Annotated in this window: 19 protein-coding genes; 2 read left to right on the forward strand and 17 right to left on the reverse strand. The window is 46.2% G+C overall.

Translation table 11 applies throughout. The features are described from left to right. Window positions 1–3 precede the first annotated feature (3 nt). The 4 genes from QP775_RS20740 to QP775_RS20755 form a co-directional block, all read right to left on the reverse strand. Window positions 4–1005 carry a Gfo/Idh/MocA family protein gene (locus QP775_RS20740; protein WP_239331575.1) on the reverse strand — a complete coding sequence of 334 codons (1002 nt, stop codon included), beginning with the start codon at window positions 1003–1005 and terminating at the stop codon, window positions 4–6. Between the two features lie 238 nt (window positions 1006–1243). Further along, a complete protein-coding gene (locus QP775_RS20745) occupies window positions 1244–1522 on the reverse strand; it encodes a GNAT family N-acetyltransferase (protein WP_285108794.1) in 279 nt (92 codons plus the stop codon). A 20-nt stretch (window positions 1523–1542) separates the two neighbouring features. After that, window positions 1543–1686: a hypothetical protein gene (locus QP775_RS20750; RefSeq protein ID WP_239331571.1), complete on the reverse strand. Its 144-nt coding sequence runs from the start codon at window positions 1684–1686 to the stop codon at window positions 1543–1545. 7 nt (window positions 1687–1693) lie between these two features. After that, window positions 1694–1825 carry a hypothetical protein gene (locus QP775_RS20755; protein ID WP_285108795.1) on the reverse strand — a complete coding sequence of 44 codons (132 nt, stop codon included), beginning with the start codon at window positions 1823–1825 and terminating at the stop codon, window positions 1694–1696. Between the two features lie 101 nt (window positions 1826–1926). On the opposite strand from QP775_RS20755, the gene QP775_RS20760 reads away from it, so the two are divergent. Then, on the forward strand, window positions 1927–2514 hold the full coding sequence (locus QP775_RS20760; protein ID WP_285108884.1) for a type 1 glutamine amidotransferase family protein: 588 nt from the start codon (window positions 1927–1929) through the stop codon (window positions 2512–2514). Window positions 2515–2590: 76 nt separating this feature from the next. Here the strand turns inward: QP775_RS20760 and QP775_RS20765 are convergent, their stop codons facing one another. From QP775_RS20765 to QP775_RS20795, 7 genes are all read right to left on the reverse strand, one after another. Further along, window positions 2591–4309 (reverse strand): SulP family inorganic anion transporter, encoded by a 1719-nt coding sequence (locus QP775_RS20765; protein WP_285108885.1) that lies wholly within the window; start codon window positions 4307–4309, stop codon window positions 2591–2593. A gap of 559 nt (window positions 4310–4868) precedes the next feature. After that, window positions 4869–5585: a lysophospholipid acyltransferase family protein gene (locus QP775_RS20770; RefSeq protein WP_239331569.1), complete on the reverse strand. Its 717-nt coding sequence runs from the start codon at window positions 5583–5585 to the stop codon at window positions 4869–4871. Between the two features lie 142 nt (window positions 5586–5727). Next, on the reverse strand, window positions 5728–6036 hold the full coding sequence (locus tag QP775_RS20775; protein WP_239331567.1) for a hypothetical protein: 309 nt from the start codon (window positions 6034–6036) through the stop codon (window positions 5728–5730). A 412-nt stretch (window positions 6037–6448) separates the two neighbouring features. After that, entirely contained in the window at window positions 6449–8374 is a 1926-nt protein-coding gene (locus tag QP775_RS20780; protein ID WP_239331565.1) for an FtsX-like permease family protein, read from the reverse strand. After that, window positions 8349–9119: an ABC transporter ATP-binding protein gene (locus QP775_RS20785; RefSeq protein ID WP_285108796.1), complete on the reverse strand. Its 771-nt coding sequence runs from the start codon at window positions 9117–9119 to the stop codon at window positions 8349–8351. The genes QP775_RS20780 and QP775_RS20785 overlap by 26 nt, the downstream gene beginning before the upstream one ends. 159 nt (window positions 9120–9278) lie before the next feature. After that, window positions 9279–10262, reverse strand: a complete 984-nt coding sequence (locus QP775_RS20790; protein ID WP_285108797.1) for a sensor histidine kinase — start codon at window positions 10260–10262, stop codon at window positions 9279–9281. Further along, a complete protein-coding gene (locus QP775_RS20795) occupies window positions 10259–10960 on the reverse strand; it encodes a response regulator transcription factor (RefSeq protein ID WP_285108798.1) in 702 nt (233 codons plus the stop codon). The genes QP775_RS20790 and QP775_RS20795 overlap by 4 nt, the downstream gene beginning before the upstream one ends. A gap of 293 nt (window positions 10961–11253) precedes the next feature. On the opposite strand from QP775_RS20795, the gene QP775_RS20800 reads away from it, so the two are divergent. Beyond that, on the forward strand, window positions 11254–11919 hold the full coding sequence (locus QP775_RS20800) for an MBL fold metallo-hydrolase (RefSeq protein ID WP_285108799.1): 666 nt from the start codon (window positions 11254–11256) through the stop codon (window positions 11917–11919). 176 nt (window positions 11920–12095) lie between these two features. On the opposite strand, the gene QP775_RS20805 is transcribed toward QP775_RS20800, so the two are convergent. The 6 genes from QP775_RS20805 to QP775_RS20830 form a co-directional block, all read right to left on the reverse strand. Then, window positions 12096–12278, reverse strand: coding sequence for a hypothetical protein (locus QP775_RS20805; RefSeq protein WP_285108800.1), 183 nt, complete (start codon window positions 12276–12278; stop codon window positions 12096–12098). Between the two features lie 235 nt (window positions 12279–12513). After that, window positions 12514–14562: a peptidoglycan D,D-transpeptidase FtsI family protein gene (locus QP775_RS20810; protein ID WP_285108886.1), complete on the reverse strand. Its 2049-nt coding sequence runs from the start codon at window positions 14560–14562 to the stop codon at window positions 12514–12516. 319 nt (window positions 14563–14881) lie between these two features. Beyond that, window positions 14882–15688 carry an adenosylmethionine decarboxylase gene (gene speD, locus QP775_RS20815; protein ID WP_239331553.1) on the reverse strand — a complete coding sequence of 269 codons (807 nt, stop codon included), beginning with the start codon at window positions 15686–15688 and terminating at the stop codon, window positions 14882–14884. A gap of 216 nt (window positions 15689–15904) precedes the next feature. Then, a complete protein-coding gene (locus QP775_RS20820; RefSeq protein WP_239331551.1) occupies window positions 15905–17119 on the reverse strand; it encodes a VWA domain-containing protein in 1215 nt (404 codons plus the stop codon). 2 nt (window positions 17120–17121) lie between these two features. Beyond that, the gene (locus QP775_RS20825; RefSeq protein ID WP_285108801.1) at window positions 17122–19578 is read right to left on the reverse strand and encodes a DUF5682 family protein; all 2457 of its coding nucleotides are present in this window, start codon (window positions 19576–19578) and stop codon (window positions 17122–17124) included. Continuing rightward, complete coding sequence (locus QP775_RS20830) at window positions 19575–20675, reverse strand: AAA family ATPase (protein WP_239331548.1); 1101 nt, start codon at window positions 20673–20675, stop codon at window positions 19575–19577. The genes QP775_RS20825 and QP775_RS20830 overlap by 4 nt, the downstream gene beginning before the upstream one ends. Between the last annotated feature and the right edge of the window lie 23 nt (window positions 20676–20698).

A 20698-nucleotide genomic window follows, 5' to 3' on the forward strand; every position in this document is an offset into this window, starting at 1 on the left:
CCTCTACTCACGTGCAAGTTCATCTAATCGAATCAAACGACGTTCTGTGGTGGAACGATTGGAAGCTTCCATCAGCTTGGTCAGTTCGAGAGCGATTCCTATATTTTCATCAGCCGTTGTATTATGTTGAATATGGCTTACCCATTGCTCAAACGCACTCTCACGGTTCGGCAGCAGCGGAAGTTCCTCCCAAGCTTGACCATCACCATGCTGAGTCGTGCGGAGCAGCAGCTTTTCTTCTGGGGTGCCGTACAATAAAGATCCTTCTGTTCCATGAACTTCAATCGTAAACGGGGAAAACGCATTTACGAACCCAGCTTCGACGATACCGACTGCACCAGACCAAGTAGACAGTACGGATACGGCGTTGTCCTCCACGGCTTTACCGGTCACGTAGCCGTATTGCGCTGTTACGTCTGTAGGTTCCTCTCCGAGAAACAGACGTGTAAGGTACATCGGATGGCAGCCGAGGTCGATCAGCGCGCCGCCGAAGCAATCCTCCAAGCTGTAAAAATGCTCCGGCAACCAACCTGCAAGCGCCCCATTATGAGATAATCGCACACGAACTTGTGTTACCTTGCCGAGCAGCCCTTGATTCAAGACGCGCTGAATCGTCAGCGTATAACCATCGTTGAGACGCGGCAAGGATACTGTCAGCTTCACGCCATTCTCCTCCACCGCCTTCACGATCTCCAACGCTTCTTGTAATGTAGGCGCTAACACCTTCTCAGTAAAAATGTGCTTGCCTGCTCTGGCTGCTTGAATGATCACATCACGATGCATTCTAGTTGGCGCATCAACGATAACAGCATCGATATCACTTGCTAGCAAGTCTGCTAACGAATCATAGAATGGAACGCCAAGCTGTTCTGCCGCCTTGCGCCCACGTTCTTGATCCTCATCCCACACTGCTGTTATTAGGGTATCGGGATGTGCCTCCGATTGTTTTGTATAATCCCAGGCATGTACATGCCAATAACTAATTTTTCCGATACGAAGTGACATATCAATCTCTCCTTATTACTATAGAATAATGACACTTGCCTACAATATATCATATTAACTGTGCGATAATAGTTCAAAATGGCGACATATTATCTATAAAATTACGACATCAAATATTATTCTTCTATATTTTTCTTATCACGGAACGTTCTCCCTGATATCCAAATGCCTTGACTCGCTAACTGTTCAGGATCGCTCAAGGTGGGGTCCAAAAGGATCGGTCTCGAAAGTATAACTGTTAATTAATCAGATGCCTATTTCCATAGACAATGACTTCGGATACCTCTTTACAACCTGCTCGTTTGTAAATGCCAAGCCCCTCCGGTGAAGCTTGAAGCACGCAAATTCCATCACTCATTCGCTTGGCCTCCTCCAGGAGATAGTGAAACATGGCAGATCCTAATCCTTTGCCCCTGTATTCCTGTCTGGTAGCAATATCGTATATACACACGCTATTTTCTGTCGATAGAAGCGAACCAATGGAGACAGCCTCGCCGTTGTACTCGCCTACGTACATTTTAAATTCTGAGCAGTACTCTAATGACGCGCAGCAGCTTTCCCATAGTATGCACGTAACTGTTCTGCTTCCTGCGTATCACCAAAGAGTGCCGACAGTACTTCACCAAATTGAATCACATCGGTTGGCGAAACGACCTGACGAATCGTACATCCTTCCGGCATATGCTTCTCAGGAGTTAGCTGCGCAAATAATGTAGAGCATCCGTAATAACCGGATCATCAGCAGTTGTACTCCGTCCGTTTCGATGAAATCTTTCATTCCATTCATGTTGTTTACAATAAAAATAATGACGGTCGTCATTTGACTGACTATAGCTGTCAGCAAAGGTAGCTTATACTAGACATAGTTTATTAGGTTCTATCAGGTTCTTATATCAGGGAGGTACACAAATGGGGACGAATATTCGCGAAGTGCTGCTTTTTATTACGGATGGCTTCTCCGATTGGGAGGCTAGCTACGCTACAGCCGAAATAAACAAGCCCTCTACTGGCTATTGTGTTAAGACGATTGCGGTAGATGCAGAACCTAAAACGTCTATGGGCGGACTTAGGGTGCTGCCAGATTACAGTCTGCCAACATACGTGCCTAACGAAGATACAGCGATGCTGATTATCCCAGGCGGCACAGGCTGGCGTGAGAAGCATAACCAGCAAGCATGTGTACTCGTGGACTTCTGCTTCAGCCAAGCTATTCCAGTAGCTGCTATCTGTGACGCGACCACCTTCTTAGGTCGATATGGCTATCTGGACCAGCACAAGCATACAAGCAACTCGCTGGTCTCTCTTCAAGAAGCAGCTCCGGATTATAAGGGCGAGCAGCTTTACTTAGAGGCTCAATCTGTCCGTGATCGAGAGTTAATAACAGCCAATGGCACAGCTGCAGTCGAATTTACCAAGCATATTTTAGATCTGTTGGAAGTGTATCAAGGAGAGTCGCTAGAGGAGTGGTACAACTTCTTTAAACACGGGTTGTATCAAGGTACTGTTTAAATAAAAATATTCAAGAAATGATAATAAGCCAACACCCACGTCGCTTGTCACTACGTCGCGGATGTTGGCTTATCATTTAGGATCCAGATGAAGCTTGTTTGGAGGGTACCCCCACGGATAAGCCCAAGCTTAAGCTCTCACACTCATGAAAGGCATGATGACTGCAAGCAGTACATGTCTGCTCGTCAACCAGCAGCGCTGCCTCCTCAATTGCTTTATTGGTCTGATCAAAGAAAGCACCCGCCCCAATGATGGTGTACAGCCCGGAACGCTTTAATATTGCTAGAGGCTGCGGCTGTATTCCCGAGATAAGCACCTTTGTGCCCTGCTTTTGCAGCATGCGCAGCCCTTCCTTTAGCATCTTTGCTCCTGTCATATCCATATAGGGAGCTGAGGCCATTCTAATAATAACGACCCTTGGCTTGCGTTCAATCGCTTCGTCAAGTCCTGTGGTAAACATACGAGCCACCCCGAAAAACAACGGTCCGTTGACCTTATAGATCATAATCTGCGGACAGTCATGGTCTTTATCTACCATGTGTGGCCCCAGCTTATGCTGCTCATCTTCAGGGTCCGGCAGCACCTGCGCTACCTGGAAAGTATCCCCTGCACGCTTCACGAACAGAATGATAGCCATTAACAAGCCAACCTCTACGGCAATGGTGAGATCTGCAAGGACGGTCAGCAGAAAAGTGATCGCCAACACAAGCGAATCACCCGTACGCGTAGCCAACAAATGGGCAAACGCCTTTCGTTCACTCATATTCCAGGCGACCAGCATAAGCACAGGCGCCATTGCGGCCAATGGAATAGCCGAAGCATAAGGGGCGCACAACAATAATACCAGCAGGACAACGATGCCATGGATAATCCCTGAGATAGGTGATACTGCGCCATTTTTAATGTTTGTCGCCGTGCGGGCGATCGCTCCGGTGGCGGGAATGCCGCCAAATAACGGCGTAATGATGTTGGCAATCCCTTGCGCGCGCAGTTCCTTGTTGCTGTCGTGGCGATCCGCTGTCATACCATCAGCTACAACAGCCGACAACAACGACTCTATGCCCCCAAGCATCGCAATCACAAGTGCTGGCTGCAGCATATGCACCCAAGTCTTCCATGACAAGTCTGGCAGACGAAAACTGGGCAGCGTGCTCGGAATCTCACCGAACGTGGAGCCAATCGTTGCCACCTGGCCCGGAAATAACAGCGCTGCAGCGATGCTTGAACCGATCAAGCCGACAAGCGCGCCGGGGATCTTGGGCATGAACCGCTGAACCAATAAGATTACACAGAAGCAAATGATTGCCGTAAGCACGCTGTACCCGTTCCAAGTACCTGCGTGGATGACCAGCTCTTTCATATTGGATAAGAAATCTTCGTGTTTCACAAGTCCCGTCAGCCCGAATAGATTGCCGAGCTGTCCAGTAAATATTTGAACGGCAATTCCAGCCGTGAAGCCAATCGTCACGGAGTGTGGAATGTATTGGATAAGCGATCCTAACTTGAATAGCCCCATAAGATAGAGCATAATCCCTGCTAAAATACCCGCTATCAACAGATTGTCGTATCCATAGGTCATAACGATACCTAACAGGATAGGAATAAATGCACCTGTCGGACCTCCGATCTGGAATCTGGAACCTCCAAGCAGTGATATTAAGATCCCTGCAATAATGGTTGTATAAATCCCATACTCCGGCTTTACCCCCGACGCAATGGCGAACCCCATTCCTAGTGGAATAGCGATCACCCCGACAACTACCCCTGCAAGCATATCCTTGCGAAATGCCTGCATCGAGTATGATGCAAACCGACCAGCCTGTTTACTTCTCACATGCACCCTTCTTCTTTCGTTGATGTATTTTAAAACTTTTCTACAACAAAACCTTTAACAGTATACGCCCCTGACTTAAACCTTACAGTGAGGAATGTGGCATCCCAAAATCAATACACTACTCTTACTTACAGAAGCTATTCCATCATTCGATGTACCTGACATGAAGATAGGTTCACCTTCAACTCGTGTAAATTCATCGTACGCTTGATTGCCATAACGATAGCCACCTCTGTTTACGGAACTACCTGTTATACACCAAGACGCCCGCCCCCTTTCAAACGCCTTCATTATAAGGCATGACAAGTTGAATGAAAAAACTATTTTTACCAATCCGGATAAGCAATCGTATACTAAAATATTGTACGTAATACTCACCTAGCCCGCACTTTATCATCAGCAAAAACTCCCGTCACCTATCTTATCAACAAGATATGTGTACGGGAGTCGCTTCATCAGTTTATTTACAGGCATCCAAACATCACCGCATTTATCCCGAATGACACCGAATACCAACCATCTAGGATGCGTTCACAATTAACTCTTTAATCTGCTCTGGCAATGCTGCGGTTTCTTCTTTGGTAAGACCTGCAGTCGGTACAGGTGGCAAGATCGTGACCTTGACGGTAGCCGGACGAATCCAGTTCCCGTTCGCCTCCATTAATTTATAGGAGCCGTTAATTCGTATCGGCACGATCAGGGCCCCTGTCTTCGTTGCTACGCGAAAACCTCCATTTTTGAAATCGCCGATATGGTCTCCTTTGCTGCGTGTCCCCTCGGGGAATATTACGATAGAATGGCCGTTCTTCACCAATTCAGCAGCTTCATTTAAGCTGTTCATCGCCTGACGCACATTTTTCCGGTCCACAAAAATACATCGTAAATACTTCATCCATACCCGGATAAATGGCAGCTTTGTCAGCTCCACCTTCGCCATCAACGCCTTAGGCGCTCCAATATGACCCAGCATAATCGGCACGTCAAAGTTACCCTGATGATTAGCGATGAACACTGCGCCGTCCTTCGGCATATGTTCAAGGCCCTGAACCTCCACTTTAGCCCCTGCAACGCGCAGCAGAGATCGTGCCCATCGTCCTACCTGCTTGGCTGTATAGGCATCAAGCTCGTCAAAACGTCCCTTTCGATATAGCGAATTAGCTTTTAGCATACTGGGAATCAAAAATAACAAGTACAACCAAAAATAAATAAACCAAATCAGCGTTCTTATGAATTTCATGATGCGAATCCTTTCACATAGGATAAAGTTAAGCTCAGTATAGCATGAAAATCGGTTATCCAGACATAACTGTCCAAGAGCCAATTGCAGACAAAAAAATAACCTCCACCAAGGGAGGTTGCCTGCCAATTCAGATGTGGTTCTATTCCACGATCTTAATTTTGAATACGGTGTCGAGCTTTGTGCCAAGTCGTTTCTTAAGAGGTACCTTAATATCTCTTCCCAGCTCTTTAAAGAAAGTCTCCACATCACAATTCACTTGCTGTGCCACTACTGTTAATACGCCCTCTTCAGTAATGTTCGAGTTAGCCTCGGCCGGAACGATAATTTCGATATCATACTTTTTGGTGAGCGTATTGCTGTACCGTGTAAATATTTCAATCAATTCTTCATTGTTGAAATTCTCAATCGCCACTTTGCCTTTATTGGTAAAGATTAAATTAATTTGCACGTTTACATGTCTCCTTTTCTGATAAACCATATTTTGTACTCGAAGAATGATCTAGTTGATCTCCTGGTTCTTTACAAAGAAAAGGTTACTCATCAGCAAGGACTCCTAACGGTTGCTTAATCCAAAGCAGCGTCCTGTAGATATGACTTTGTATTAGTAATGAAAGGAGTTGAACTCTCTATATCATACCATAAACCGCGCCACTGTGCGAAAAGTAACTGAAGGTACTTATAACCACATGTGAATACTCCGGATAACACCCGGTTTTTACCCTGAAAAAAAAGAAGAGCTGCCACCTTATGTATATAAGCTGATAGCTCCAGTATTGGCTTTTTTTAGGCCTTTTATCCTGTTTATAATGCTATTTATAACTCCGAGCACCACATGCACCTGTGCGGACACATTATACTTTCTATACGGCTTTCTGTCGCAAATGCTGCAAATAACGCCAGCGGATAACCATAAAGTACACGATTTGAATCGATACAAAAGACACAAAAATCATAATGGACCCTTTTAATACAGAATAATCGACCAACTGCTGGAGTGCAATAAAAGCTACGCCGCTATGAATTAATGCCATCACGATAGGCAAAAAGAACATCAACACTAACTGACGGCTTACGATTTGATGCAGTTCTTTTCTTGTCAAACCTAGCTTGCCAATCATCTGATACTGCTGACGATCACGCTCCAGATCCGTATATAGTCTAAAGTACAAGAAGCTAGCGGCAAATGTAAAGAATACAACACCCACCAAGGTACTGACGATAAATAGGATGCCGTTTTCCTGCTTGGAGGAGATCCAATTCAATACTAATGCAGAAAAATAATAGTTGCCGTTATCATAATCATTACCGATTGTTTGTGCCAGTTGATTGGAGAGCTCTTTCGATTTCTGCCAGCCCGGAACTGCAAACAGATAACGCTTGCTCTGCTCTACCTTCTTGGTGGCTGCTTCATCCATTAAGGTCTTATACTTTGCATCTGTGATCACGATCGTTTCTCCATAATAGGGAAGTACAAGATAAGGGACTGCTTTCTGAATCTTTATCGCTTTCTCTACATTATGCTGCATGATCATCACTTCATCCGGGTATTCTCCCCGTTCATAACTGGTCTTCTCTGAGACAATTGAAGGTAGCAGTATAGCCTCATTATCGTTCGATAACGATTCCGTGGGATGCCCTAACGCCACTGCCAAGCTGTTATAATCGCTCAAATTAATCACGCTCACCCCACTATCCGTAAATAAGGGAACTGCTGTACCTAACTTATAACTGAAACCAGAAGCTGTAAGCTCTCGTTTAATCAACTCGACATGTTCTTTTTCCAGTTTATTAGGAAGATTTGATACATAAGTGAACGCATAAGGGTTTTCCATTTCTTCTAATCCCGGATCAGCAATGGCAATACAGGTTCCGATGCCCGTAAATGCTACAGCGGATATAATCGAAATCATAAAAAACATGGTTGCGTTGTCTTTCATACGATAAGCTAGCTCCGAGATCGTCACCATATTCGTCTTACTGAGAAATACCGGTTCCTTTTTACGTAAGGAATGAATCACATATACGCTTAGCTGTGTAAATAAGAAATACGTCCCTGCTACAACAAGCACGACACCTGATGCCAAGAGCAGCAAGGAATAAACACGCTCAATTACAAAATAAAACACAGCACTGTACCCAGCCAGAATTAAGACAACTGCAAGCAAAGACAACCAAACGGAAGCTTTTGGTTCTGGTTTTGGTTTCTCTTCTGATTTTAATAACTCTACCAAATGTCCTACTTTTACTAACCGTGAGGTAAAGAAGGAGACAACCAGGAACAACACTGCAAAGGCTGCAATTGTAATCCATATCGCCTGCACTGGGAAATAAAAGGGTAATCCTTTATCGATGTACAGCACTTTAGCGCTCATCAATAACACAAGCTTCGCAAAGATTAACCCGGTCAATATTCCCGCAGTCACTGCCGCACCGCCGATGATCATATTTTCCGTAAATACAAGACGGTGCAGCTGCTTATGCGACAGCCCATGAACCATCAGAATGCCGAATTCCCGTTTGCGGGTCTTCAAGAACGCACTAACCGAATATAAACAGAAGAAAAACGAGAAGATAAAGATCAAGTACTGTGATATATTCATCCCCATCGTCGCCAGATGACTCATTGTATCGCTTGTCGAAGCGAGCTCGCCTTGCAGGTTCGGATGGAACAGCAACAATGCATACACAAAAAATACCATGACCGAAAATGAGCTGCTTAAAAAATGAGCGAGATATATCCGTTTGTTACGTATGACGTTATTAAACGCGAACTGTCGAAAAGTCATGGCGATAACCCCCCAGCAGCGATAACACATTAATGATCTTCTGATAGAACACCTCACGATTGTCACCACATGTGATCTCGTTGTGGAACTGTCCGTCCTTTATAAACACGACACGATCGCAATAACTCGCAGCCATTGCATCATGCGTCACAAGCATCATCGTTGCCTGCTCTTCTTTGTTCAGCACAGTCAGCAGTTCCATCACATCTCTTGCCGATTTGGAGTCCAGATTCCCCGTTGGCTCATCCGCCAGCACCAGCTTAGGCCTATGGATAAGAGCGCGGGCAATCGCTGTTCGTTGGGCTTGTCCCCCCGATATTTCAAATGTACGCTTGCCAAGAATATCACAGATTCCTAATTTTCCAGCTACCTGTTCTACCCGGGTATGCATCTCCGCAATCGAGGTGCCATCAAGTGTTAACGGCAGCAAAATGTTCTCCTTTACGGTCAATGTGCTGAGCAGATTAAAGGACTGAAACACGAACCCAAGCTCACGCCGACGAAATAAGGCGAGTTGGTCGGGCTGCAGCTGATGCGGATTCTGCCCTTCTAGAATCACCTCTCCTGATGTTGGGTAATCAATCGTGGATACCAGATTTAGCAAGGTGGTCTTGCCACTGCCGGATGGACCCATGATACCTACAAATTCTCCCTTGTTTATGGACAAGTCAATGTTGGACAGTGCCGTATATGGAATTTTCTCATTATAAATTTTACTTAACTCACGGACCTTTAATATCTCCATGTCTTTATTCTCCTTTCCTTGTTTCAGCTTATGTACCCCATTGTAATCCAACTGTTTCCTGCTTCATATATGGCTGCCTTTCGTGCATCTTACATCTTTGTAAGATAGCTGATTCGCCCCTGAAATAAAAAAGACGATAAGCCTTCATCGCTCATCGTCCTAATTCAAAGCATACGGAAATACAATCTGCACAGTCGTCCCAACGCCAGCCTCTGACGCCAGTCTGATCTCATGATTAAGCCGATCAATCACTTCCTGGACAAGGTAAAGTCCCATCCCCGTCGACTCTTTATAAGCCCTGCCATTCTCACCTGTGAAGAAGGGCCTAAACACACGTGACAAATCTGACTTCGGAATGCCGATGCCATGATCCTTGATCTCAAGAATAACAGCTCGTTCCTCTGTGAAGGCTGACACGGTCACTTTCTCGCGGCTCCCTGCGGAATACTTAATCGCATTCGACAGCACCTGCTGCAAAATAAAGCGCAGCCACTTCGCATCCGTCTCCACAACAAACCCGACATCCACCATAATCTCAGGGTACACGTAACTGCGAATAAACGACCGTTTGTTGTCTTGTATGACCTCATTGACAAGTTCACGCAGTTCAACCTTATCCACGTGAAAATCTTGTGCAAATGTCTCTAATCTAGCCATGTACAACACCATTTCAAGCCCTTGCCTCAGACGATCTGTCTCTTCCCCGATGCTCTCGAATCGGGTATCATCTGCGTCCTGTGTTATTAATTCGATGACAGACAATGGAGTTTTCATCTGATGCACCCATTGATTCATAAATGTGAGGTGATCCTGCTGCTTGCGTTCCCATGACTTCAACTGCTGATGGTGATACCGATATTGCGTTGTCAGCACTTCATTAAATGCCTTTGGAAACGGAGCCGTGCTGACATTATCAATATTGGACACGACTTCTTGGGGGTGGGATAGCCGCTGGTACATATCACGATGGCTGACATATCGATAAACTAAATAGACAAGGAGCAAGCAAAGCCCTAAAAATATGGCATAAAACGCCGTCGGGAGCCGGTCATAGCCGTCAAACCAATAAACAAGCAGCATTATAAAAGATTGAATGATTGAGAAACAGATAAGTGGAATATGATCTTTAATAAACAGCCTCATCCTTCTACCTCATCCTGCCATGTCACATTTAGTCGATAGCCGTAACCTCTTACCGTCTCCAAACTATCCTCAATCCCAAGCTCCAGCAGCTTCTTCCGAAGACGGGTAATATTCACACTTAACGTATTATCATCGACATAATTATAGTCGTCCCATAACTTATCCAAAATAGCCTCTCGACTTACTACGCGTGGGCACTGCTTCAACAGCGTCTCCATGAGCAGCGTCTCCTTGCGTGTTAATACGGCATTTTTGTCCTTCAGACGAAGTTCCATTCGCTCCGGGTACAATGTCATCCCAGAATGCTCGATCACTCTTTCCTTCGTGGCATAATCGCCATATACACGCCGAATCTGGCTTCGAATCTTGGCCATCACGATCTCATAGTGAAAAGGCTTCGTTATATAATCATCTGCGCCGCTTTCTAACGCGAGCACCTGATCCATCTCCCCGCTGCGCGCCGAAATAAAAATAATCGGACAGGTGGAAACCGAGCGAATCTGGCGGCACCAATAGTATCCGTCATAACTGGGAAGATTCACATCCAATAGCACAAGCTGCGGCTGCACCTCTTCGAAGGTGTGCAGCACCCGCTGAAAATCCTTAATTATAATCCCTTCGTCTCCATACTTCATAATATGAGATTGCAGCAATTCGGCAATTTTGGGATCGTCCTCTACAATTAAGATATGGTTCATTCCGTTTTACACTCCTTGTACGCCTGATGTTACATCATATGACAATCCTTTACCTGAACACTTTAACATAATTAAGAATGGAGAGACAATGAAGGGGAAATTTTATTAACTTCGTCGAGCATGCTCCACATTCTCTGCCACCTGCTTGAAGCCCCATATCTTTTTAGGGCCTATGTTCGTTTACAAAGTGAAAGCAATTCATACAGGAAAGCAGCGGATAAAAAAGAGATTAAACGTGAGAACTTTAATTTTATTGTATGTATAAATTACATTTTTCAAGGAGGTCTGCTATTATGGAAATTTCAAAGGGAGTTGAGATGCTTTCTCTAGATTTTCATGGAAATATTGTTCACCCTGTTCTTGTATGGGATCGAGAAATGGCTATTTTGATAGACACAGGATTCCCGGGACAATTTGAGGATTTACGTGTGGCATTGGAAAACGTAGGCGTGTCGTTGGACAAACTAAAAGCTGTGATTTTGACGCATCAGGATGTGGATCATATAGGAAGTCTCCCTGAGATTCTGCGAGAATGTGGAAATAATATTAGAGTATATGCACACGAACTGGATAAGCCATATATTCAAGGGGAGTTGCCCCTGCTAAAAGATGGTCACCTTGTAACCCCCCCGAAGGGCAAAGTGGACGATATCTTAATAGATGGTCAGGAACTGCCGGTTTGCGGCACGATTCGTATCATCCATACTCCGGGGCATACCCCTGGTCATATCAGTCTTTATTTAAAACAAAGTAAGACTCTCATTGCTGGAGATTCGATGTACAGTGTAGACGGGATTCTTGGGGGAATTCATGTCCCGACCACACTAGATATGAATGCAGCTTGTCTCTCATTAAAAAAGTATTTAGATCTCGACATTGCATCTGTGGTTTGTTATCACGGGGGATTAAGTAATGTAAATGTTAATGATCAGATATTAGGGCTTAATCAGGCATTATAAATGGATTACACCCTGGATTTATGTACTGCTTCGTAAAGTAGCCCTAACTCTCGAAAATACATAATAACCCCTCTCATGAAATCTATTAATTCTAGTTTTTATGGGAGGGGTTATTCGATTGTATTGCTCTATTGTGTTCCCTTGAGTTCAGCTAGGAACGCAGATGACTGTTCTTATTATTGAGTTAAAAAGTTACTCCAAATCAACATATAAATAATAAAACCAAGCATTGCAGCACCCCAGCCTGTATGACTAGCTGTGTTTTCATCTCCATTTTTTATTTTCTTGGCAAGCGCAACACCATTAATAAAAAATATAACGGCAACAATTGGCGTTACATAAATCATTATATAGAGCATTGATAAGCCCCCCTGTTTATATCTTATCTTTAGCAAGAGCGTTAAGCAGCATGTATACGTTTCATCTTTCATTTTTATGAAGACTACCCGCTACTAAGTATTCCTGCCCATAAGTTCATTTAAAAGGATGCTCCGATGTCTTCACTCGGGTCTTACTCCTCATTACATTCCATTTCCAGTTGTTCATGATAGAACTTACGCGATTTTTCGTATTGCTTCAGGATACGTAGCTCACTTAACGCGTAGATGAAGTCGTTGATGACTGCTCATTACCTTTTGCTTTCTCCTGCATCTTTTTGAGCTTCGGGATGCCATTCAGACCATATACCTCGTCGTAAGCATCAAATATTTGCCGTGCAATCGGCGCTGCTCCATACGAGCCATAGCCGCCTTCTGGCACTACCACCGCAACTGCCAGCTTGGGCTTCTCTGCCGGCGCATAGGCGATAAACACCGCATTCTCAAGTCGTCTTCCACCCACGTCCTGCTCCGATGTCCCAGTCTTGCGATAGTACTTATACGGAAAGCCGTCGAACCCCTGAGTGCCAACCTTAAGCATCGCACCCTCGATTACTCGCCAGTACCTCTCATCAAAGTGCGTCTCGTTCAGCACTTCCCGACCAAATGTCTTCACAACTCGGCCATTGCCATCGACAATCTTGCTGACGAACTGCGGCTTAATCCGCTTGCCGCGATTAGCCAGCGTAGCCGTATACTGTGCAAGCTGCAAAGCCGTATATTTCCCCTGCTGACCAAATGAAGCATATACTAACGCAGATTGAGCATTATTACGCTCCGCTTCAACCATATAATCCTTCATGCCTCCCGACTCTAGCGGCAGCCCGCTTCCTGTCTGTACCCCTAGGCCAAAGGCATCCATGTAGGAATCCCAAATTTGCAAGCCATTCTTACCATCTCGCTCCTTCATTCGATAGAGACGTTTGCCTACCATATCTACCATAAAGGCATTTGAAGATCGCTCTAGAGCCTGCGCAGGACTGATTCTTCCCCAAGCACGATTGCTGGCATTCCACACGTTTTTCTCATACCCGCTGCGCCCAAATTGGGCATAACCTTGATCTGGGTATGTATCATCTGGGTCGAACAGACCTTCCTGCATCCCAATAAGCATCGTTAACGGCTTCATGGTAGATCCTAAATATACTAGCGAGTTCGCCCTTCTCATCCGTTCCTTGTCATCTGCATAAGGCGGCTGCACTTCACGTATGGCCCCATTCCCTGTAGAAAACCTCGTTAATTCGTAGTTTTTAATGCTGATTTGTCCATTTTTCCATACTTTCGGATCGTAGTCAGGCATGCTCGCAATCGCGACCACATTACCTGTATCAACCTCCATTGCCACCGCATACCCCGTTCTCGCATGAGCTGCGTGTTCGAACTTATTCGAAGAAGTACGCAACCTTGTTAGGTGCTCCATGATCGACTGCTCCGCACGAAGCTGAATACTCTTATGTATGGTCAAATATAAATCACTGCCTCGTTCTGGCTTGTTTAGTTCCATCGCTCCAATAATTCGTCCCGCTACATTAACAGGGAAGGTCTTGACGCCATTGAGACCGCGGAGCACATCCTGATACATTAACTCTATGCCATCAAAACCAACATCTTCATAATCCAAATAACGTTTTTCCGTAGGCATGTCCTTGCGCTGCTGAAAAATTTTCTTATAATGAGCGGAGCTCTCGCGCACTCCTTTAAATTTCTTTAAGTAACCAATGGTTTGTACAGCAACCGTGTCGTTGTCATAATTGCGAACACTGTCTTCAACGACCTCTATCCCCTTAAACTCTGGACGATGCTCCATCATATAAGCGATCTCTTTTTGATTTAATCCTGTCTTAATAAGCCTTGGCACATAGACAAAGTTCAAAGCTCCTTCCAAATCCATTTTACTAACAATAAGTTTCGCTGTTAGCTTCTCGTTCGAGCGATCCCCTAACTTGGCAAATACATTAGCCAACTGCAGTGCCAAAGCATGAGCTTCCTTGCGGTTAGCTGCCTGCAACTCTGTCAGCTTCGCTTTTTTCGGATCGCCATAATTTTTCTCTACATTAAAATAGAGAGATTGAGTTGAGGTCGAATACGCAAGTCTTGTGTTGGACGCATCCCAAATTGTGCCTCGCAGCGGAGGTATGGGGACTTCGCGGTATCCAAGCTGAGCTTCCTGTGCTTTCATGCTCGGGCCTTCAACGAACTGCAATATAGCCAGCCGTACAATTAATACGGTAAACAACATAAAGGTAACAAAGAAAAACGCATTCATCCGAATCGATAACTGGCGCTGTCTGAGAACTCCATTCTTCTTAGGATCGTCTTCTTGTACGAGCTTCAATACGTTCACATCCTCCTGTAATTTCAGGTTATAGGACAGAACTATGCCGATACATGATGATATATAACCATTACGATGATTATATCAAAATTACACAAAATGGTATATCATTCCATTGGAATTTAATCATGCTTTTCCATCGTCATCACATGCAAAAAGCTCCAGGCCAATGCCTGAAGCTTTTCTGCTGATTACGTATAACTATTCATAGAAACGATACATCGATAACTCATCATTCATGCAGCGCCGGTTAATAAATATTTTTCCCATAGAAGATCTCATCCATCTCCAGCTTTAGTCCATCTGTAATCTCCTGCTGTTCCTCCGTGCTTATCGTGTCCTTTGTATAACCAAACAAGTAATTGTTCAGGTCAAATGCCTTCAGCTTACACTTTGTATGAAAAATATTTTCCTGATAGACATTCACATCAATCATGTCAAACATGTCTTTGATCTCTTCCGGAATATAATTCTGAATAGAATTAATCTCGTGATCGATAAACAGCTTGTGCCCATTAATATCACGCGTAAATCCACGAACGCGATAGTCGATCGTCATAATATCCGTATCAAAAGAATGAATCAAATAGTTCAACGCTTTTAAAGGCGAGATTTCCCCACATGTGGACACATCAATATCTGCACGGAATGTACTAATGCCCTCGTCCGGATGATACTCTGGATAGGTATGCACCGTAATATGACTTTTGTCCAACTGTAACACTACATTGCTGGGAAGCGGTCCAGGTGATTCTTCAAACGATTCGGTTGGCACTTCTACAACAGGCCCCTCTGATACCAGTAACGTAACACTTGCACCCTGTGGCACATAATCCTGCTTGGCCGTATTTAGAACGTGTGCCCCTATAATATCGGACACTGTGTTTAAGATGCTGGTTAGTCGATCCGCATTGTACTGCTCATCGATATACTCGATGTAAGCCTCTCGCTCTTCCTTAGTCTTCGTGTAGCAGATGTCGTACATATTAAAGCTTAACGACTTCGTTAAGTTGTTAAATTCGTGCAGTTGGATGCGCTGGTCCCTTGTTAATTTCATGCTGGTCCTCCTCAAAGCAAATGTCACTATAGGTTTACCCATCGGAGGGAATAAAAAACATGAAATCGTACTGAACCTAATTCTACTCATTCCATGCAGATTTACTTATCCCCTCGTATACTCCGGCATCACAACAAAAAAGGAGAGCAGGCTGCTCCCCTTTTTTAAGCCTATATATGATTGCGTTCCTCCACAAGTGGATATATTAACATCTGCTTACTCAGGTTTGGTTCCAACTCGCTTCGCTAACTCAAACAAATCCAGCCCTTTCAGTGCTCCCTCTACCAGTTCAGGCAGCAAGGATGGTGTACATGCAAAGCAAGGCGTTCCGTCACGCGACAGAAGCTTGGCAAGACGTTCATCGTAAAAAGGTTGTCCCCGATCAGATAAAGCAAGCAGGCACATCGTCCTCACCCCTGCTTCACGCAGTTCGCGCATCCGCCGGATCAACGCAGACTGATTCCCGCCCTCATATAGATCCGAGACGATAATAAAGAGCGTCTTCTTTGGCTCCTCGATAAATTGCTCACAATAAGCAACTGACTTATTGATGTCAGTTCCCCCGCCAAGCTGTACGCCAAACAACATATCAACAGGGTCATTAGCGCATTGTTCGGTCAAATCAACCACTTCGGTGTCAAATACGACAACTCGTGTGTTCAGAGCAGGAATACTTGCGAAAATGGAACCGATGACAGAAGCCCAGATGACCGATTCCGCCATCGATCCGCTCTGATCGATATCAACAATTACCGTCCACTCGTTGCTCCGCCGTGCCCGATCGAAAAAGTAGAACTTCTCCGGAATGATCTGACGACGTTCCGCATTGTAATGCTTTAGGTTCCGCTGGATCGTTCGCTTCCAATCGATGCCGCTAACTGAGGGCAGTGGTGTATGCTGCCTACGATTAAGAGCTCCGGTCACAGCTCTGCGGATATCATTTTCCAGCAGCTTCACAAGATCATCTACGAGCGCTTGGACAAGCGAACGTGCTGTATCCTTGGTCTTCTCCGGTATTTTTCCTTTAAGCGATAACAACGTGCCGACAAGCTGAATATCTGGCTTTACTTTCGCCAACACCTCGGGTTCGAACAGGAGCTGCTTCCAGCCTTTGCGCTCCATTGCATCATGCTGAATGATGGAGACGACATCCTCTGGGAAAAAGGTACGCACATCGCCAAGCCACTTTGAAAGCCGAGGTGCTGAATTACCCGATCCTGCACCTCTGCCGCCTGATGCTGATGCGCTATTGCCGTTCGTTCCTTCGCCTGTCTCGTCATAGATCGCCGCCAGTGCTTGATCCATAATTATTTCTTCCTCAGTTAAACCCACTACTCTGTCCGCACTAAATCCAGCTAATTGCTGCTCTACGGCCTGTCCCAGAATAAGCCGCCAACGGGATACCACCCGAGAATCCACTGTTGTACTCATCGTTAAAAGTCCTCAAAGTCAAAATCGTTCAGCTCATCTATCATTTTAACTTCGTCCTCCTTCAGCTCACCTGTCAGCACTTCTGCTGCTGCTTCTGCGTGCACACCCCATAACTCGCCTAGCAGTTCTGCTATCATCGTCTTCTCGCGAGGTGAAAATGTACTAAATGCTCTGCGCAGGAAGACAAGCGCACGGACAAACTCGTTGTCATCAAGCGATTGAATATAGCTGCTTAACTGCTCCCATAAGCTCATCCGTGACAGAAGCGCATATCGGTTACGCTGTGACAATCCTTCGAACCAGCCTGCTCCCAAGTCTGCAGGCACACCCGGCGACAAGCGTCGTGCTACTTCAGTGGAGCATTGCTCGACGGTGATTGCATTGCGCTCCATCAATATGGCACAGGCGAATCCAGATAGCCTCGGATTCCTGTCATCCCGCTCTGCCAGATGCTGCAGTTCCCGCAGCCATAAGGGATCGTCCACATGCTCATGGTGATCCAAGGCTACACTGTTCATCTCATTCATTGCTGTGCACATCGCATTAGCAGCTTCGTCGTTACAGCCGCTGCAGTCCAGCAGGAACAGACATGCTCGTGTAAATAATTGTTCAAGCAGCGGGATTAGCGGTGACGTGTCTACTCTGCGAATGTCACCATAGCTGATGATGGTAGACAGATCTCGTGCCGCAGCAGCAATCTGCACCACATCCCGGCTATCAGCGGCAAGCTGCTGCAAAGTTTGGCGTGCTGCTTCCATCTGTGCCAACATGCCGCATTCACATGCTGTTCGAATCAGATCTGAGGCTTCAGCAATCGTACCGCAGCCATCTAACTTCTGCTGCAGTACATGAGCAGCAGCAACCTCCACCGTCTCGCCAAGCAATGTTGATTCGACGACTTGAATCTCTACTTCTGGCGACCACTGCATTATCCAATGCTCTGCCCAAGTGGCTCGATCCTGTCCGCTTGGCTGCAGCTTTGCAAGCGTAATTCCAATCAAATTCAACCGATGGAGCAGGAACGATCGGTTTAAGTCCAAAAACGCCGCTTCCTCTGTAGACACACGGCGGTTTTCACGCAGATCAAGAGCTACATCCGTTGCTACTGCCGTCTTATATTTATCAAGCTTCAAGCGCTTGAGCAGCCGGTTCAGATCATCCTGAATCGGTGTCTGACTCACGCCATCCGCCAATGAGCCAATAGACGTACCTACATCTACCCGCGCCAGCGTATCTGCCACGACGGATAATTCGCCTCTGCCCAGCAGCGTCTGCGCCGCATCCCGCAGATCGCGCAACGTCGGCGCACTGCCTCCATGCAGCGCCGCTAACGCCTCTGCAAGACGTACCGCTTCTATAACCTCAGCGGTAGAGCGATGCGTTCCAGTGTCCCGCATCCCTCTTGCGACCATTGATAAATAATACTCTGACAGTTCGTCCAGCGTATCCGTACTCATCCGATGCCACATCATTTCGTAATAGTTGGGCGCATTGTTTCCCGCTCCATAACCAGACATAGATGACAGCTTATAGTAAGAATATGGCATCAGCGTAAGCTTGGCGCTGCGCCGAGGCAAGGCTTTAAGCTCTGTATCCGTCATCGCATCCGTCAGATCAACTAGTGCTGATGCATGGTAGGCCCCGCATACCACTACGATCTTGTGAGGGGCGTGACCTGCCGCGATGGTGGCGTTTATCTGTCTTCTCATATAAGCTTCCCGCACAGCATTATAAGCATATTCTCTTCGCTCATAACGCCGCTCGCTCGCTTCTGACAGCTCCCTCATCTGAGCGGAAAAAGCTAGTATCGCTTCTTGATAAGCCCCGGCGTTCAGGTTGTGCTCGTAATTCCGTTCCCAATACATGTCGTAGTCGTGCTCTCCAGCCAATTCAGCGATTCGGCTATAGATAGAGTGCTCTCCGGATTTATCTGCCTCCGTCTTTGCGACGGCGTCTTCCGTCAAGGAACGTTTCTTGGCTAGTTGTGGCTCTTGATCTTCCGGCTTATCTTGTTGTTCTGACCCTTGTACTTGCTCTTGTGGCTTATCTTGTTCTCCTGCCCTTTGTGCTCCCTCTTGCTCGTCGACCTGCTCTTTGACTTCCTGCTGCAGCCGAAGCTCCTGCAAGCCAAGCGTAACATCAGCAGGCAAATCAATAAAAGCAGCCAAAGCGTCGTGTTCCTGCGCCCACTTCATCGCTTGATATTCAGGCGAGTAAGCGGCGAACGGCCACAATACCGTCCGAACTGGCAGATCATCTGTAAAGGCCAGTATCGCCACAGGAGGCTGAGTCGCAGCATGAGTGAGATGCCGCATCTCTGCTGTCGCATCAGCAGGGCCTTCGATCAGAACAGCCGTAGGCTTAACCTCTTGCAAGTAATCGAGCAGGTGCTTGGCTCCGCCAGGCGACAGATGCCGTACACCAAATATATGTACAGCTCCTTCCGCAGTCACGCTCACTCGTTCATCTCCTTGCACGCCGTATACAAGCCGCGCCATTCTGCGCCGCGCTTCTTCATCACGTTATCGAGATATTCCTTCCACACCAATTTGTCTTTTACGTCATCCTTAACGATTGCACCTTGAAGACCAGCAGCCAAATCCTCATCCGTCAACTCTCCACTGCCAAAGCTGGCAGCAAGCGCCATACTGTTTGTCAGTAGCGAAATAGCTTCCGCTGTTGAGATGACCCCTGCAGGCGTCTTCACTTTCTCCTTCTTATCGATCGTCATACCGCTGCGCAGCTCACGGAAAATGGTCACTACCTTGATAAGCGCCTCGTCCGCCGGCACAGCAGCTTGAAGATCATAAGAAGCAGCAATTTCACGAACACGCTTCTTAACAATCTCAACCTCAGTGTCCATATCCGAAGGTGTAGGCAGCACAATAATATTAAATCGGCGCTTTAAAGCCGCTGACATTTCATTAACGCCGCGGTCCCTCGTATTAGCTGTTGCAATTATCGAGAAGCCTTTGCGTGCACTTACTTCACGGCTTAGCTCAGGCACCGAGACTGTCTTTTCGGATAATATAGAAATCAGGGCGTCCTGAACTTCCGATGCGCAGCGGGAAATTTCCTCAAACCGCGCGATACCGCCGGCCTCCATGGCCCGCATGATCGGACTTTGCACAAGCGCTTCAGGAGTAGGTCCGTTAGCCAACAGCATGGCATAATTCCACGAATAACGTACGTGTTCCTCGCTCGTGCCAGCCGTCCCCTGCACAACAAGTCCAGAATTGCCGTAGATGGCAGCAGACAAGTTCTCAGACAGCCACGATTTGGCTGTGCCCGGCTCGCCAATCAGCAGCAATGCACGATCCGTCACCAGTGTCGCGATAGCCATCTCAACCAAACGTTTGTTTCCCATATATTTGGGCGTAATAACGGTTTTCCCCGCCTTACCACCGACAATAAACGTAAGCACGGACTGCGGCGACATCTGCCAACCCGCTGGCACCTTGCCTTTATCTGCTTTGCGCAGCGCCTCAAGCTCTTCCTTATACAATAGTTCCGCAGGCAGTCGCATCATTTCCTGATTCTCTTGTCGTGCAGCCATTTGCTCATCTCCCTTTACGTTCT

Origin of the sequence: Paenibacillus sp. UMB4589-SE434 (genome assembly GCF_030226685.1) — a bacterium.
In the GTDB taxonomy this organism is placed as follows: Bacteria; Bacillota; Bacilli; order Paenibacillales; family Paenibacillaceae; genus Paenibacillus_B.

What these genes read in the sequence shown, in the direction of transcription:
- QP775_RS20740 (WP_239331575.1), bottom strand. Translation starts at nt 1,005, where the DNA reads ATGTCACTTCGTATCGGAAAAATTAGTTATTGGCATGTACATGCCTGG.
- QP775_RS20745 (WP_285108794.1), bottom strand. Translation starts at nt 1,522, where the DNA reads ATGTACGTAGGCGAGTACAACGGCGAGGCTGTCTCCATTGGTTCGCTT.
- QP775_RS20750 (WP_239331571.1), bottom strand. Translation starts at nt 1,686, where the DNA reads ATGCCGGAAGGATGTACGATTCGTCAGGTCGTTTCGCCAACCGATGTG.
- QP775_RS20755 (WP_285108795.1), bottom strand. Translation starts at nt 1,825, where the DNA reads ATGACGACCGTCATTATTTTTATTGTAAACAACATGAATGGAATGAAA.
- QP775_RS20765 (WP_285108885.1), bottom strand. Translation starts at nt 4,309, where the DNA reads ATGCAGGCATTTCGCAAGGATATGCTTGCAGGGGTAGTTGTCGGGGTG.
- QP775_RS20770 (WP_239331569.1), bottom strand. Translation starts at nt 5,585, where the DNA reads ATGAAATTCATAAGAACGCTGATTTGGTTTATTTATTTTTGGTTGTAC.
- QP775_RS20780 (WP_239331565.1), bottom strand. Translation starts at nt 8,374, where the DNA reads ATGACTTTTCGACAGTTCGCGTTTAATAACGTCATACGTAACAAACGG.
- QP775_RS20785 (WP_285108796.1), bottom strand. Translation starts at nt 9,119, where the DNA reads ATGGAGATATTAAAGGTCCGTGAGTTAAGTAAAATTTATAATGAGAAA.
- QP775_RS20790 (WP_285108797.1), bottom strand. Translation starts at nt 10,262, where the DNA reads ATGAGGCTGTTTATTAAAGATCATATTCCACTTATCTGTTTCTCAATC.
- QP775_RS20795 (WP_285108798.1), bottom strand. Translation starts at nt 10,960, where the DNA reads ATGAACCATATCTTAATTGTAGAGGACGATCCCAAAATTGCCGAATTG.
- QP775_RS20800 (WP_285108799.1), top strand. Translation starts at nt 11,254, where the DNA reads ATGGAAATTTCAAAGGGAGTTGAGATGCTTTCTCTAGATTTTCATGGA.
- QP775_RS20805 (WP_285108800.1), bottom strand. Translation starts at nt 12,278, where the DNA reads ATGCTCTATATAATGATTTATGTAACGCCAATTGTTGCCGTTATATTT.
- QP775_RS20810 (WP_285108886.1), bottom strand. Translation starts at nt 14,562, where the DNA reads ATGAATGCGTTTTTCTTTGTTACCTTTATGTTGTTTACCGTATTAATT.
- speD (WP_239331553.1), bottom strand. Translation starts at nt 15,688, where the DNA reads ATGAAATTAACAAGGGACCAGCGCATCCAACTGCACGAATTTAACAAC.
- QP775_RS20820 (WP_239331551.1), bottom strand. Translation starts at nt 17,119, where the DNA reads ATGAGTACAACAGTGGATTCTCGGGTGGTATCCCGTTGGCGGCTTATT.
- QP775_RS20830 (WP_239331548.1), bottom strand. Translation starts at nt 20,675, where the DNA reads ATGGCTGCACGACAAGAGAATCAGGAAATGATGCGACTGCCTGCGGAA.